12 protein-coding genes are annotated in these 14,662 nt (G+C 52.7%); 2 read left to right on the top strand and 10 right to left on the bottom strand.

Annotated elements, in window-relative coordinates:
• Nucleotides 1–17: 17 nt before the first annotated feature.
• The 8 genes from rsfS to RID21_RS25550 form a co-directional block, all read right to left on the bottom strand.
• Nucleotides 18–380 carry a ribosome silencing factor gene (gene rsfS / locus RID21_RS25585; protein ID WP_232102001.1) on the bottom strand — a complete coding sequence of 121 codons (363 nt, stop codon included), beginning with the start codon at nucleotides 378–380 and terminating at the stop codon, nucleotides 18–20.
• Nucleotides 381–451: 71 nt separating this feature from the next.
• The gene (locus RID21_RS25580) at nucleotides 452–3,064 is read right to left on the bottom strand and encodes a sodium-translocating pyrophosphatase (protein WP_350193881.1); all 2,613 of its coding nucleotides are present in this window, start codon (nucleotides 3,062–3,064) and stop codon (nucleotides 452–454) included.
• A 303-nt stretch (nucleotides 3,065–3,367) separates the two neighbouring features.
• Nucleotides 3,368–3,775 (bottom strand): Minf_1886 family protein, encoded by a 408-nt coding sequence (locus tag RID21_RS25575; protein WP_350193879.1) that lies wholly within the window; start codon nucleotides 3,773–3,775, stop codon nucleotides 3,368–3,370.
• A gap of 168 nt (nucleotides 3,776–3,943) precedes the next feature.
• A complete protein-coding gene (locus RID21_RS25570) occupies nucleotides 3,944–4,828 on the bottom strand; it encodes a PSP1 domain-containing protein (protein WP_350193877.1) in 885 nt (294 codons plus the stop codon).
• A 201-nt stretch (nucleotides 4,829–5,029) separates the two neighbouring features.
• Nucleotides 5,030–6,091, bottom strand: coding sequence for a DNA polymerase III subunit delta' (gene holB, locus RID21_RS25565; RefSeq protein WP_350193875.1), 1,062 nt, complete (start codon nucleotides 6,089–6,091; stop codon nucleotides 5,030–5,032).
• 17 nt (nucleotides 6,092–6,108) lie between these two features.
• Nucleotides 6,109–6,390: a biotin/lipoyl-containing protein gene (locus RID21_RS25560; protein WP_350193873.1), complete on the bottom strand. Its 282-nt coding sequence runs from the start codon at nucleotides 6,388–6,390 to the stop codon at nucleotides 6,109–6,111.
• The gene (lipA, locus tag RID21_RS25555; protein ID WP_145042418.1) at nucleotides 6,391–7,290 is read right to left on the bottom strand and encodes a lipoyl synthase; all 900 of its coding nucleotides are present in this window, start codon (nucleotides 7,288–7,290) and stop codon (nucleotides 6,391–6,393) included.
• Nucleotides 7,277–8,023, bottom strand: a complete 747-nt coding sequence (locus RID21_RS25550; RefSeq protein ID WP_350193871.1) for a lipoyl(octanoyl) transferase LipB — start codon at nucleotides 8,021–8,023, stop codon at nucleotides 7,277–7,279. The genes lipA and RID21_RS25550 overlap by 14 nt, the downstream gene beginning before the upstream one ends.
• Before the next feature lie 512 nt (nucleotides 8,024–8,535).
• Between RID21_RS25550 and RID21_RS25545 the strand changes: the two genes are divergently transcribed.
• Nucleotides 8,536–10,653, top strand: coding sequence for a COG1361 family protein (locus tag RID21_RS25545; RefSeq protein WP_350193869.1), 2,118 nt, complete (start codon nucleotides 8,536–8,538; stop codon nucleotides 10,651–10,653).
• Nucleotides 10,654–10,822: 169 nt separating this feature from the next.
• Here the strand turns inward: RID21_RS25545 and RID21_RS25540 are convergent, their stop codons facing one another.
• Nucleotides 10,823–12,346 carry a trypsin-like peptidase domain-containing protein gene (locus RID21_RS25540; RefSeq protein ID WP_350193867.1) on the bottom strand — a complete coding sequence of 508 codons (1,524 nt, stop codon included), beginning with the start codon at nucleotides 12,344–12,346 and terminating at the stop codon, nucleotides 10,823–10,825.
• Nucleotides 12,347–12,631: 285 nt separating this feature from the next.
• Complete coding sequence (locus RID21_RS25535; protein ID WP_145042414.1) at nucleotides 12,632–13,084, bottom strand: TraR/DksA family transcriptional regulator; 453 nt, start codon at nucleotides 13,082–13,084, stop codon at nucleotides 12,632–12,634.
• A 453-nt stretch (nucleotides 13,085–13,537) separates the two neighbouring features.
• Here RID21_RS25535 and RID21_RS25530 point away from each other — a divergent pair, with 453 nt between their 5' ends.
• Entirely contained in the window at nucleotides 13,538–14,659 is a 1,122-nt protein-coding gene (locus RID21_RS25530; RefSeq protein ID WP_350193865.1) for an LptF/LptG family permease, read from the top strand.
• Nucleotides 14,660–14,662 lie beyond the last annotated feature (3 nt).

Raw genomic sequence — 14,662 nt, 5'->3', positions numbered from 1 at the left:
TAGAAACCGCGAGAGGCTTACTGCGAATCGGCGGGTTTGTGCGACTGCCAGTCCAGCTGGGGGGCATCCCCCCAGAGACGCTCGAGGTCGTACAGCCCGCGGGCATCATCGGTGAAGATGTGCAGCACTACGTCGCCATAGTCACCCAGGATCCAATTGCTGTCCTTGCCTTCGATGTTGCGGCGATTCGCATGATCCTGCTTCATCAGGACCCGGATTTCCTCGGCAATGGCATGGGCCTGCCGCTGGTTGGTCGCGGTGGTGATGATGAAGTAGTCGAACAGCGGGGTGATTTTCGTGACGTCGAGGACCACGATGTCCTGACCTTTAAACTGCTCGCAGACACGGGCGCACAGGCAGGCACGTTCCAGACTCGACATGCTTTCGACGGAATCAGATTGTTGAGAAGGTTCGGTATTGATTTTGGTGACCTTTAGCCTGTTTCAAATACTTAAAATAGCTCTAATGCGTATTGGATGATAAAACCGGCTATGACAACAGAAACCATACTCATCAACTTGATCAGAATATTCAGGCTGGGACCGCTGGTGTCCTTGAACGGGTCACCTACGGTATCACCTACTACTGTGGCTTTGTGCGCATCAGTTCCCTTGCCGCCATGTGCGCCTGCTTCGATGTACTTCTTAGCATTATCCCAGGCACCACCGGCATTAGCCATCATAATGGCAACTGCGAACCCACTCGTCAAGGCTCCCACCAGCAGGCCTACTACGCCGGGGACTCCCAGCAGGACACCCACGACAACCGGGGAGAGCAGGCCCAGCATCGCGGGCAGAATCATTTCACGCTGTGCCGCAGCTGTACTGATTTCGACACAGGCGGCGTAATCCGGTTCGGCTTCGTTCTCCATAATCCCTGCGATTTCACGGAATTGCCGCCGGACTTCGTCCACCATCGCACCCGCGGCGCGGCCCACAGCCTTCATGGTCATCGCACAGAAGACGAAGGCAATCATCACGCCGAAAAAGATCCCAACCAGTACCTTGGGGTTCAGCAGCGAGAAATTATAGAAGCGGGAGAAATCAGGCACGGTCGCTTTTTTGACTTCAACACAGTCGCTGCGCAACAGGAGCTCTGTGATGTTCAGGCCGTTGATGATCGATCCCACCTCGGCTTCTTCGATTTTGGTTCGCCCGGGCGTAATTTGAGTCTGGTGCAGAGCGGGGAACAGCAGGTAACCCATGTTGTTGTGTTTGGGAGCGTTGCCGTCTTTGTCAGGAATACGGATCGCAATACAGTTTTTACTCAGCTTCAGTGCAGACGCATTTGAAGGGTCATCGGTCACCGTTTGCACGATGGCTGAGTTCTCGACCCAGCGTTCAAACCCGATGCGGACTTCTTCCACGTAGGCAGCCAACAGAGCCAGCGCTGTCAAAGCGGCTGAGCCGATCGCGAAGCCTTTTCCGGTAGCAGCTGTCGTATTCCCCAGGCTGTCCAGGGCGTCGGTTCGCTGGCGTACGAACGGTTCCTGACCGCTCATTTCCGCGTTACCGCCGGCATTGTCAGCAATCGGACCATAGGCATCGGTGGCGAGTGTTACCCCGAGTGTGCTTAACATCCCCACAGCGGCAATCGCAACGCCATACAGGCCCATCGCGAAAACCTGTGAGTTCTGGAAGTCGAAGCCGGTACACAAGCCAAAGGCGACGATGATAGCGACACCAATCACCAGAATCGGCACCCAGACGCTGTAAAAGCCTTCGGCGATCCCGGCGATGATCACTGTCGCTGGACCGGTTGAAGACTGATCCGCGATGAAGCGGGTCGGTTTGAATTCATCACTGGTGGAATACTCGGTCCATTTCCCGATCAACCAGCCTGCAACCAGACCGGAGACGATCGCACCGAAGACACCAAACAGTTTGTTCCCCGTCAGCAGTGGAGAATCTTCCGGGATTCCCGCGGACTGCGAAGGAATTACCAGCATGATCCAGACCAGGCCCAGGGAGGCGACAATCACACAGAAGGCGGCGGTGTCGATTCCCTTAGCCAGTGCTTTCAACAGGTTTTTCTGAGAGGCACCTTCTTCTGTTTTCACCATGAAGATTCCGGTGACCGAAAGGAAGATACCGACTGCGGCCAGACACATCGGCAGCAGCAGGCACATCATCTGCATTTTGGGATAACCATGATATGCGGCGACACCCAGGGCACCACTGGCTAGGATGGAACCACAGTACGATTCATAGAGGTCTGCCCCCATGCCGGCGACATCACCTACGTTGTCGCCCACGTTGTCTGCAATCGTTGCCGGGTTACGCGGGTCGTCTTCGGGGATGCCTGCCTCCACTTTACCGACGAGGTCGGCTCCGACGTCCGCGGCTTTGGTAAAGATACCACCACCCACGCGGGCAAACAGTGCCTGGCTGCTGGCTCCCATACCAAAGCAGAGCATGGTGACGGTGATCTCCGCCAGAGGCATCTTGACGATCCAGTGCAGAACACCGAACCAGAGACTGATGTCCAACAGTCCGAGTCCCACAACGACGAGTCCCATCACTGCACCACTGCGGAACGCGACCTGCAGGCCGTTGTTGAGTGATTCTTTCGCCGCATGGGCGGTACGTGCACTGGCGAGTGTAGCGGTTCGCATACCGAACCAGCCTGCCAGTGCAGAGAAAAAACCCCCGGTCAAAAAGGCGAAGGGGACCCAGTGTGATTGAGTGTTGAGGCCAAAGGCCATGAAGGCCAGCAATGCACAGACCACGGCAAAGAACAGGGTCACGACCTTGAACTGCTGGTCCAGGTAAGCACGGGCTCCTTCACGGACGTGCTCGGCGATGGTCTTCATGCGGGCGTCACCTTCGGACTGCGCGACCATCCAGGAGAAAAAGCGATAAGCGGTAAACAGGGCGAAGATCGCACCTGCAATCGCAAGTAGCCAGCTGATGACGACGGATTCAGATGCGGCCACGGGTGGCGAGGCATCTGATGTTTCTGCTGCCAGCAAGGGAGCGGAGCAGAAGAGCGTGCTGATGGTTAGAGTGATGAGTTTGGGAACAGGACGAACGGGCGAGTAGCGAGCGACGGTAGAAAACCTCATCCTTAGAGTTAACCCCATTTAATAAGCCGTTGTAAATCTTGTTGTAAAACCTCAAAACCTCATATGATTCCGGGCAACAGTCAGCACAGGTTTTTCAAAGGACCAAAAAACCTACAAGTAAAACTCCAGCAAAAACTCTATCCGGGGAGTGTATCACGTAAGGTTTTTTTTGCAATAACGATAACTTAACAAAGTTGGTTAAACGCAAAAACTTACGGAGCGCAGCAACGCACGCAGACGAGGTTGATAAGAGGTGAAAATGGAATCTGACGGGCAGGTGCCAGAGTCGCGGCGAATCGGTCTTTATGCCGGGTTGCGTGTAAAGACTTCGCTGGTGTCGATGATGTAGTTCGCATCGAAGACCTGCTGGAAGTCATAGATGTCGACGAAATCTTCCAGGCGATCATTGTCGGTCTTTCGCATTCTGCCATGCTCGATCATTTCGAAGACCATCTTGCCGAAGTCTTTGGTTGAGTGCACGCCCCATTGTTTGAACACAGTCTGGGTCATCAGTCCAAACTGTTTGAGGGCTAGAACGCGCACTCCCTCCAGGAGTTCCTGTCCCGAGACGTGAGCTTCTTCCTGTTCGGAAAGTTCAGAGATGGAATGGGCGTAAAGCTCTTGAGCCTGCTGCAACGCTTCAAAGATAAAGTCGTAGGCATTCGGGTGATATTGCAGTTTGGGGCGGGTTAGATTGGTTGCAAATGTCATGTTTTCACCCATACCTTCTTACTCGAGCGGTTGCAGTCTCTGATGTTGTTACAGTCCAGTGTTTCTGTCACAGAGACCTTCGTCAATACTATCTTAGGAGATTGCGCTTCAGATAGCGAGAAATTATCATTGGGAATTTCAGGAAAATCAATCCCGATCTGGCCAATTTCAGCGAGCCGGTTTTTGATTGAGTGATTTCCCGTTCCCGGGGGGCTGGCCTTCCCCTTTTTTCTTCTTGATGACTTCCTGAATATCTTTTCTATGGACAATTGATTTTCGCGAATCAGGATAGATCACCTGAACGCATTCCGAAAGGATATCCTGATTGGTGACTTTTCCCTCCCCCTGTTCCGTGACGACGAATGAACCGACCGGGGGCAGTTCTTTTTTATAACTGCGGTAAGTGTCGTACTCGTATCGCAGGCAACATTTGAGTCTGCCACAGCGACCGGATAGCTTATTGGGGTCGAGTGAGGTTTTCTGCAGTTTGGCCATCTTCATGGATACCGGTGGCATTTCGGTCAGATGTGTTCCGCAACACACTGTTTTGCCACAGTCGCCGTAATCAGCCAGCAGTTTGGCTTCATCCCGGACGCCAATCTGTCGCATTTCAATCCGTGATCGATATTTGCGGGCCAGCGCTTTGACCAGTTCGCGGAAGTCGACGCGTTTTTCGGCCAGGTAATAAAAGATGATCCTTTCCCCACCAAAAATATGTTCCACATCGACCAGCTGCATCTGCAACTTATGTTCTTTCACCAGATCCTGGCAGCCTAGAAACTCTGTGCGTTCCTCGTGTCGATTCTTGTCGCGCAGGCGATAGTCATCGTCGGTGACGGGGCGAATGATGCGGCCGACGGTTTTGGTATCTTTCATGAAGGAACGCACGCGGTCCGTAGCGGGAGAGAGTATTTCACCCCATTCATGACCGCGATCACTTTTAACAATGACAGAGGCATTTCGTGGCAGCTCATCAGAGCCCTTGGCGGAGAACTCGCCAATCATGCGGGTTGACCCGTAGCGGACAATATAACCTGAGACTTCGTTATTCATCTATGATAATTTCATCGAATGGAGATCAGAAACAGCAGCAGAACGGCCCGCGGATCCCTCGGGAAGAATCCTCAGCAGGAGAAGTGTGGATTCTGCTGATAAGATTCTATTATAGCCAAACAGCAGGGATCAATCTCTATCGATTCGGGCGAAATCCTTTTTTTTAAAAAGCAGACTGTGTCTCGTAACTGGCACTTGCGTTCAGGGAGTGCTTTTCTGCAGCGCCCGGAGGTCTTCGCTCAGGTTTTCGATACAGAGGCTGATCGTGGCGTTCCTATCGATCTGTTCTTCGGTTTCCAGCAGCCGATCCAGCAGCGAACCCAGTTTTTCAATCCGGTCTTCGGTCGAGCCGGGGAATCCGTTCACGAATTTGTCGATCTGCGCATTGTTCACCGTCAACTCTTGTCCGGCAGCAGTCTGCAATGCCTGGTGATAGAAGTCGGCACAGAAATGCAGGATCCAGTGAGCAGTTTTTCGCTGAGCAGCAGTATTGCCGCCGATATCATCCACGGCTTTGATGACCGCCTGTGAAAACGCCTGCGGACGGAAGGGATGCTGGCACAACAGTCGTGTGATACTCGTCCTGAGTTCCTGCAGGTTCTCATCCAGCAGCTGGCTGGCGACATCCAGCGAGCCACCCGACAGTCGGGCAACCTGTTGCGCCTGTTCGGGAGACTCCGCCAGTTGATGTTCCAGCAGCAGTTCGGATACATCGTCTGCAGAGAGTTCAGCAAACCGGATCAGCTGGCAGCGGGAGCGAATGGTGGGCAGGATTGCATCCAACTCACTGGCGATCAGAATCATCAGGTAATTCGCTGAGGGCTCTTCCAGGGTTTTCAAAAGTGCGTTGGCGCTCTCGGCATTCATTTTGTCAGCGTCGTCGATGACCGCAATCCGTCGGTTTCCGGTCATGGGGCGAAGTGACATCTCATAGCAGACCCCTTCGCGGCCCCGTCGCTCCTCGCTGCCGATGATCAGACTTAATGGCAGGATGGCTTTGTCGTGAGGACATTCTACGCTGATCAAATCGGGATGCGTACCGGCGGCCATCTGTTTGCAGGAGTTACATTCGTGACAGCAGCTGAGCTGGTCGGAAGGAGTCTGTTCGCAGAACAGGCACTGGGCAAGATAACGGGCGACCCGGTTCTTGCCCACGCCCACCGGACCGGAGAACAGCAGCGCGTGCGGCAGGCGTCCGCGGGACAGGGCCCGGTCGAGCATTTCCAGAATGGTTTGATGACCTCGGATCTGGTCGGTTGTCATGGCAGTTCCGTTTCTGATCACTCAGGTCCAGAGGCGACTGAATCGTCTGGCGGGCTGGCTTCGGAAGATTTGATCCAGCCCAGCACGGTTCCCTCGTGAACTTCGTCTCCGGATCGACATTCACAACGGGCAAGTGTTCCGGTGCAGGGGGCAGCCACATCAAACGTCACACCGGGAATCAGAAGTTCGACAACCCGGTCTCCCCGGTTAACAGGCTCTCCCGTTCGTGTCAGCCAGAGGCTGACTGTCAGCTTCTGGTCCTGGTTTTCCAGGGAAGGAACCGTGATCGGAGTCGACATTCAGGACTCTTTCCCCAGTACCGATGCCATTTCGCCTGCATGATAACTGGAACGGACGAAAGGACCACTGGCTACCAGTTTGAATCCCAGTGCCCGCACCTGATCACCCACTTCGTCGAATTCTTCCGGCGGCAGGAAACGCTCAACCGGCAGGTTCTCAGGCGTCGGCTGCAGGTACTGGCCGATGGTGACAATATCGCAACCAACGGCCCGCAGATCGGCACAGACTTCGAGTATTTCCTCGCGTGTCTCGCCGAGCCCCAGCATCAAACCACTTTTAGTGACGATGCTCGGATCAGTATCTTTCACCTGCTTCAGCAGATCCAGGGTCCGTTGATAGACGGCGTTCCGACGAACGCGGTGATACAGACGGGGCACCGTTTCGGTGTTGTGGTTAAACACATCAGGATGAGCTTCAATCACCCGCTGAATGGCATCACGATTGCCACGGAAGTCGGGAGTCAAGACTTCAATGTCTGCCCCGGTTCGTTCGCGGACTGCCAGGATGCAGTTATAGAAGTGCTCTGCCCCACCGTCGGGCAGGTCGTCACGCGTGACAGAGGTAATCACCACATGTTCGAGGCCCAGACGGGCGGCTGCTTCCGCTACGCGTTCGGGTTCGTCCAACTGAACGGTTTCAGTTTTCCCCTTGGCGATCGAGCAGAAACCGCAAGGTCGCGTGCAGACATTTCCCAGGATCATCAGGGTCGCAGTTTTATGCGACCAGCATTCGGTGCGATTCGGGCATTTGGCACTTTCGCAGACGGTGACCAGGTTGAGGTCTTCGATCACGTTGCTGGTGAAAGCCATGCCGGGTTTCGGCATAGGCCGTTTGAGCCACTTGGGAAGACGCTGCCGTGGGGCGGGGGCGGGATCGGTGATGATATTAAGTGTCGACATAAACTTTCTTCTTTACTCGATGCAGTAAGGGGTGTCGTGTAAAAATGTGGGGATCCGGATAGCCGAACTGCTGAGCCAGGTTGCGAATCATGCTTTCGCGAACCGAACCCATACTGGCTTCCCGCGTGAGCGTTGCCGACAGGGAAGTCACGCGGTGGTCATATCGATTGGCGTCGATCAGACGTTGCAGTTTCATATCGGGAGACACATTAATATACAAACCATAGTAAGAAATCCAGGATTTGATCGCAGCCCCCAGAAAGGCAAACTGTCCACAACGGCCCAAAATTCCTGAGTCATCCGGACAGGTTTCACAGTCAACGCCCTGCTCGCCGGCTGCACTGATTGTCGCCCGCTGCAGACGATCCCGGAATCCGCTGATGCCAATGCCCAGCTGTTTGAGAGGGAACAGGGGATAAACGGCCAGTTGCCCCGGGGCATGTAGCAGAGCTCCGCCTCCCCGATTCGTCCAGCGAACTTCAATCTGTTTCGCTTTCAGGTCGTGATAGGCCCCGGACAGCTGGTAATGGCTGCCTTCACGCCCCACAGTAACGATGGGCGGGTGTTCACAGACAAACAGAATAGCGGACTCGTCCTGCTGGAAATGGATCTCCTGCAGAGCCCGTTCCTGCAGTGTCAGCAGGGAATCAAAGTCCACACCACCCAGCAGGTAGACCTTCAGCGTCTTATGCTGACGCATGGAATGGCCTGTCTCTGAAGCGGATAAACTCATATTTGCCTGCTTTATAACTCGAAAATAAGGGATCCGTTGCCGGACCGTAAGCTAACAGTCATTGTGAGTCTAAGTACCCATGAGTCAATCGCCAGAAAATGAAAATCGTGTTTTGCAGGATTTGAAGGCCCGGTTTCACCTGCAGGGACCTGTTTGCCAGAATGGGGAGGTTAGGGGACTGTGGATGATCCAGGAATCGCTTTTGGAAGAGGGGGTTGTGCTTAAGTTGTATGTTGGTAGTGGTTTATGTGTATTGTTGTGCTGTTTGAAATACCGGGAGCGGTATAATCGAAATAACCGGAAAAGCTTATAATTCCGATTTATTTTAAAAAATCATTACAACTCGTTCAATTTTGGGAATCGTTACACCCGATAGAGAGAGATGGATAAAAGTAGAAAACCTTCCTGTGCATGATCCAGATACTACAGCTCTCACAATTCTCATCATGTCAAATCCATTAACTCAAACATCCCTATCCAGCAGTAAGTTCCTATCGGTAAGGAGAAACACAATGCGACGCGGAAAAAAGATGCTCGCGATATTTTCAACCATGGTAATGAGTGCGAGTATCGCAACCGCCGATGATCGCATGATGGAATCAAAGTCTCCCTTTGATTCTGCTCCCCCTTCCAATTCCAAATCCAGTATTCAGTACTTCTCCGGACAGAAGTCTACGGGTGAAGCTGCCGGCACCTCGGGAAATATCACCATTTCCCAGCCAAAGCAGACTGCGACTCAGCCTGGTGCAGAGTACCAGCCCACCGGTAAAGCCCGCATGTCCCAGGTACCGAACTACTACAAGGAGCTGTTCGGTCAGGAACGCCCTTACCGTCGCCTGGAGCAGAAGCAACAGCAGGCTGAAGTCAAGCAGTCCGCTTTTCAGCAGGTTGACCACGCGGAACCGGCTGGAGAGCAGAAGCGGTACCGTTTTGAGGAGTTCAATGCGGATCAGTCCAAAAAGAATATCGTGCATGCTGAATTTCAGCACCAGAAGGGCACACAAGGTAGAATTCAGCAGGTCAGTGCCGGCAGTGGTCAAAATCCATTCCGGTCGCCAACCGAATTCAAACAGCCTGCTCCTCAGGCACCCGGTTTGACAATTCCCCGGATCCCGGATCGTCAGACTGTAGAAAACAAACATCATCTGACCTTTGGAAAAGCTGCACAGGAAGAAACTGCTACTCAGCCTTCCGGTGTAACCATCAGTTCGACACCTCAGAAACGTCGTGCAGCAGCCGTGCAGGTGAAGCCTGTCGGAACCGCCTCTGAAGTCGCGAAGGCCAAAGTGTCTCACAAATGGGTTAAGAAAAGTGAAATCAATGTTGGCCAGGAATGCGAGTTCGCACTGGAAGTCACCAATGAAGGTAAAGCATCTGCCAGGGACGTCGTTGTGGAAGCCTTCTTCCCGGTATCAGTTCGTCTGACAGATGCCACTCCCCGGCCCATTGCCAGCCAGGATCATCTTGAATGGAAGTTTGATTCACTGAACGCCGGTGAAACCAAAACCATTGAGATCTCAATGATCCCCAGCCAGCGAGGTGCTATCACCGCCGCAGCGAATGTTCGGTTTACCAACACTCTGACTGAGTCCTTCATGGTTGCTGAGCCTCTGTTGCAGGTTGCAGTCAAAGGTCCAACCAATGTCATGATTGGTGAGCCCGCCTCACAGTCAGTCACCATCTCCAACCCGGGAACAGGTACACTGCACAACGTTGTGCTCGAAGCTGAAATTCCTAAAGGTCTGGAACATGTGACTGCCGAGTATCTGCAGATGCAGGTCGGTTCGCTGAATCCTGGCGAAACCCGCACTATCCGTCTGGCTCTGGCAGCTGTCCTGGGTGGCGAACAGGTTGTGAAAGTTGTCGCTAAAGCTGAAGGTGGCCTGGCTCAGGAAACTCAGGCTCGTGTGAATGTGATCGCTCCCAAGGTTCAGGTCGCCATCGAAGGTCCCGGACTGCGTTACAAAGGCCGTTCTGCACAGTACACAATTTCCACCGTCAACGACGGTGCCGCCGCTACCAACAACGTTCGCGTGCTGCATAAAATTCCAGAAGGATTTGAATTCGTCAAAGCCGATCGTGGCGGTCAGTTCAATCCTGAAGATTCCACCATCAGCTGGTTCCTGGGACGTATGGAGCCCGGTCAGTCAGCCAATGTCAACGTCGAACTGAAGACCAAAACTATCGGCAACTACGTGCACCACGTACGTGCTCTGTCTGAACACAACGTGAAATCCGATGCACAGATTCAGACACGTATCGAAGGGGTCGCCCAGCTGGTCCTGGAAATTGCCGACCTGAACGATCCTGTCGAAATCGGAGCTGAAACAGGTTACAACGTGGTAGTCAAGAACGATGGTAGTAAGTCTGCCCAGAACGTTTCTGTCTCCTGTGAACTGCCTCCTGGAGTTGAGCTGATCTCTGCCACCGGTCCTACTCAGCACATCGCTGAGAACGGTGTGGTCGTCTTCAAATCTCTGGCAGGTCTGGCACCTGGTGATTCGGTTCAGTTCCAGGTCATCGTACGCGGCAGTGTCGAAGGCAACCAGCGGTTCCGGGCTCGTCTCGCCAGCGATTCGATCCGCGATCCTCTGCTGTTCGAAGAACTGACTCGCTTCTACCGCGACTAAGTTCTCTGCGAATCTAAGATTCAAACCGAAGCCAGGTCAGTACATTACTGACCTGGCTTTTTTTCGTTGAAGCAGAACCCTTGTTGAACAACGAAACGAGTCTGGTTTGAATATGGTCAGGATGCGGGATGGCGAGTAGAGAGTGGAATAAAGTCGTGCCGGGCTGTGACTACCTCTGCCAGATGACGAGTTGCTGCTGAACTGCTCCCGGCTTGCCGCGAGAAACTTTCAGGACCAGTGATTTCAGATCCTGATGCTGATCCAGTGCCTGACGAAAGTCTTGCAGGCTGTGGACTGGTGAACCAGCGACTTCCTCGATCACGTCATAGAGATCAACCACTCCAGTGAATGAACTCTGTTCATCGACACTCAAGACCAGCAGACCTGCCTGATCCTGAGTGAAACCGAGCTGAGCAGCCAGATCTGCGTACATGGGCTGAACCCTCAGTCCGGCCAGATCCTCAGTGGCAGATGCGTGTTTGACTCTATGGAAACTCATCGGCTCGGCCGAGGTACCAAAGCGTCGGGAAGACTGTTGTGATTCGCGCTGTTTGCGTTCCAGTTCATCCAAAATCCGGCGGTTCGCCAGTTCCACCATCACATTGACTTTACGGCCATCTCTCAGCAGCACGACACTCACACGATGTTCGATTGGTGTCAGGGAGACCAGGTTGATCAGGTGGTTCTGATCCAGAACGTCAATACCGCCGAAACTGAGAATGATGTCATCATATTTCAGGTTGGCGCGGGAAGCCGGCGTATTAGAAATCACTTTTACCACGCGGGCACCACGCACACGGTCCATATTCAGTCGAGTTGCAGTTCCGATACTGAATTCCGGATCGAGCTGTACACCCAGGTAAGCCCGATAGACCTGTCCGTACTTCAGGAGCTGTGTGAAGACGTGTTGTACCAGCTTGCTGGGGATACTGAATCCGATACCGTCGTTACCACCACTGTTGGAAGCGATTGCAGTATTGATCCCGATAATTTTGCCTTCGAGGTCAATCAGCGGACCGCCGCTGTTTCCCGGGTTGATGGCGGCGTCAGTCTGCAGGAAGTTCTGGTTTAGTACCTCAGATCCACTTCCCAATTGCAGTGAACGGCGTCCTTTGGCGCTGATAATACCCAGAGTCACCGATTCGCTCAGACCAAACGGACTGCCCATGGCGAGTACCATGTGACCAATATCCAGTTTGTCACTGTCGCCCCAGTCGGCCGGAGTGACATCGGTCACGTCAATCTTGAGGATCGCCAGGTCGGTATCTTTATCTTCCCATTTGTGAGTCGGGTTGATGACGCGTCCATCGTGCAGTTGGATTGAAATCGCAGGTCCGTCTGAGTCCCGCACGACATGGCGGTTAGTAACGATGTATAACCCCGGTTTTCCCTCACCGCGAACGATGACACCAGATCCGGTTTCTTCAACAGCGCCACGGGGAGTCTGCCGTTCACACTGGATGTGGACCACACTGGGGGTCGCGAGTTTAGCGATCTTGGCGAGATGCCTGCTTCCATCGTGCAGAGAAGATGCGGAAGACAACATCGCTGCATTTGGTTGACGGGCATTACCCTGAGAAGGAATCTTCGCTTCCAGCTGACGTGAACTGAGCGGTGACTCGAAGCAGGTATTCCACAACGAAATGGAGACAATGATGGCAATGACTGCCAGCAAAGGATATCGATTCTTCATGTTGCAAATCTCTCAGCGTGACCCAGGATCTTTTTTTGCATTTCAGCTTATTGCTGACCACGGCAAAATAAGGCAATCCTTCGCCAAGTGCCGAACGATTTGATTACGGAAGTCCAACTGAATCCACGCGGGCTTCCAGTAACAAAGCAGGGTCTGGTGATTGACTGCAATCACACTCTCCGGGAATCGTAACAGGAATGAGGGGGCATCGTGTTGTGGAGAGATCAGATAATAAACGCAATCAGTCAAGCGTGACCCTGTGTCGTTTATTATCGGAGGGGGGTATTATTTTTCGAGATCCAAATCGTGAATTCTGTACTCCTGATCGTTAAGACGTCCTTCGAACTCGTAGGCGTTTTCCCAATCGCCATGAACATCACTCGTGGATAAACCCATCGATTCGCGCTGTTGTGCACAACTGACACAAAACATTGTGTAAGGAACCGCTTTAAGCCGTGCAATCGGTATATTCTTATTACAGCTCTCGCAGTGACCGTAACGCCCTTCCTGAATCAGGGAGATCGCGCGTCGAATCTGCATCAGTTCTTTGTATTCCAGCTCTGCCAGGTGAGATTCCAGATCCTGTCGTGTCTGGCGAATCGCGGCGTCACCACTGTCCTCCACGGAGGACTGGCTGGCTGAGGAGCCTTCTGAACTGTCGTTCACAAGCTTGGTGAGCTCATCGCGGCGGTTCAACAGTTGCTTGTGCAACCGAATTATTGCATCTTTACGTACCACTCGATCTTCCCCTCATAAAAATCAGATTCAGACGACTCAATGCGAAATTGAATACTCCCAAAAGATAGCTTTTAAATTAGCTAAAGTAATCAAAAACCTTTGATGTTTCTGACAGTTTTGAGATCACTCTGCACCGTGAGTATTATTCACTACGCGGATTAAATGTCGAGAGTTGGAAAGTTCCTAAAAGCTCGAATAGCCCATAAACTGCAAAAATGAAATGACTTATGCAAGTTTCTTTTCTCACTGTTTTTGGAAATTCACAATAAACGCCACTCTGACTGATTTTGAAGTGCCAAAAAGTCATCTAAAATCGGATAGTGGACTTGTGAATACTTCCCGTTCTGTTTCCTGATATTGACCCATTTCGGGGATTGCGATGTAATACCCGCCCCACAATCTCAGATTTGAGGTATCCATTCTCGATTCAGTCTCTGACAGCGACCGGAAACCGTGTTTACAACTTTTGACCGTTATCTTCTGAAACGATATTTCCATGTGTTCATCATCGGATTCATAGCCACCTATGGTCTGTATGTCGTCTTTGACGGATTCACAAATATCGATGAATTCCAGGCCGGTCTGAAGGAAGGTGATTCCTCAGGTGGGCTGCTCTGGCTGATGGCCGAGACCTATCTGTACCAGTCCAGTGTCTTCTTTGATATGGTCAGTCCGATTCTGACCGTGCTGGCTGCTGTGGTTGTGTTCTCGCTGATGGTAAGACATGGGGAACTTAACCCAGTGCTTTCCGCCGGCATTCCGACGTATCGCCTGGCGATTCCACTGACCATCGCGACGATCATTGTCAACGGTTTTATCATCGCCAACCAGGAACTGGTTCTTCCCAGCATTGCCGACAAGGTTCAGGCAGAACGGGGAAAGATGGATACCAGTGCGCAGTTCGTTGAGCCGGTCTATGATTTCAGTACCCGGATCATGATCAATGGTCAGGAACTTTATCTCACGGAACAGCGGATGGTGAATGCGGAGTTCGTTCTTTCCAAGCCGACCGTGCACGATTTTGTAACCGTGAAGGCCCCCCATGCACACTACATTTCCGGGACTGAAACGCGGCCTGGTGGCTGGGTGCTGCAGAATGCACTCCCGAAGTATGAAGACCTGGATATCGCGGCCTTTGCCCGTAAGATGATACTACCGGGCAAGAATCCCAATGATATTTTCATCGTAACTGACGTGGGCTGCGATCAGTTGTGTAACCGTAATTCCAGCTCGCTGATTTCGACGCCCGAACTGATCGCCCGGATTAACAATCCCTCGTTCAGTGATCTCTCCATTCGCAAGCAGAAACTCGACCTGCATTCCCGATTGACGCGGCCGTTCATGAACCTGATCGCCGTGCTGATGGCGATTCCCTTCGTGCTCCGGAAAGAGAGCCGCAGCCAGATTCTGAACATCGCCATTTGTTCCTGTGTGATGGGTGTGATCTTTGCCATCTCCCAATGTTTTCTTTACATGGGAAGTGCCAATCTGCTCAAGCCCGATCAGGCTGCCTGGTTTCCGGTGATTGCCAATGGAACGCTGGCTGCCTGGTTTTCCAATCGTGTCCAGACCTGACTG

This window comes from Gimesia sp. (assembly GCF_040219335.1).
GTDB lineage: Bacteria > Planctomycetota > Planctomycetia > Planctomycetales > Planctomycetaceae > Gimesia.
This window is presented reverse-complemented; position numbering and strand designations above follow the sequence as displayed.

Bases quoted from the DNA above. Each gene is read 5' to 3' on its own strand.
- holB (WP_350193875.1), bottom strand. From the start codon at position 6,091: ATGACAACCGACCAGATCCGAGGTCATCAAACCATTCTGGAAATGCTC.
- RID21_RS25540 (WP_350193867.1), bottom strand. From the start codon at position 12,346: ATGAAGAATCGATATCCTTTGCTGGCAGTCATTGCCATCATTGTCTCC.
- RID21_RS25550 (WP_350193871.1), bottom strand. From the start codon at position 8,023: ATGAGTTTATCCGCTTCAGAGACAGGCCATTCCATGCGTCAGCATAAG.
- lipA (WP_145042418.1), bottom strand. From the start codon at position 7,290: ATGTCGACACTTAATATCATCACCGATCCCGCCCCCGCCCCACGGCAG.
- rsfS (WP_232102001.1), bottom strand. From the start codon at position 380: ATGTCGAGTCTGGAACGTGCCTGCCTGTGCGCCCGTGTCTGCGAGCAG.
- RID21_RS25545 (WP_350193869.1), top strand. From the start codon at position 8,536: ATGCGACGCGGAAAAAAGATGCTCGCGATATTTTCAACCATGGTAATG.
- RID21_RS25560 (WP_350193873.1), bottom strand. From the start codon at position 6,390: ATGTCGACTCCGATCACGGTTCCTTCCCTGGAAAACCAGGACCAGAAG.
- RID21_RS25570 (WP_350193877.1), bottom strand. From the start codon at position 4,828: ATGAATAACGAAGTCTCAGGTTATATTGTCCGCTACGGGTCAACCCGC.
- RID21_RS25580 (WP_350193881.1), bottom strand. From the start codon at position 3,064: ATGAGGTTTTCTACCGTCGCTCGCTACTCGCCCGTTCGTCCTGTTCCC.
- RID21_RS25575 (WP_350193879.1), bottom strand. From the start codon at position 3,775: ATGACATTTGCAACCAATCTAACCCGCCCCAAACTGCAATATCACCCG.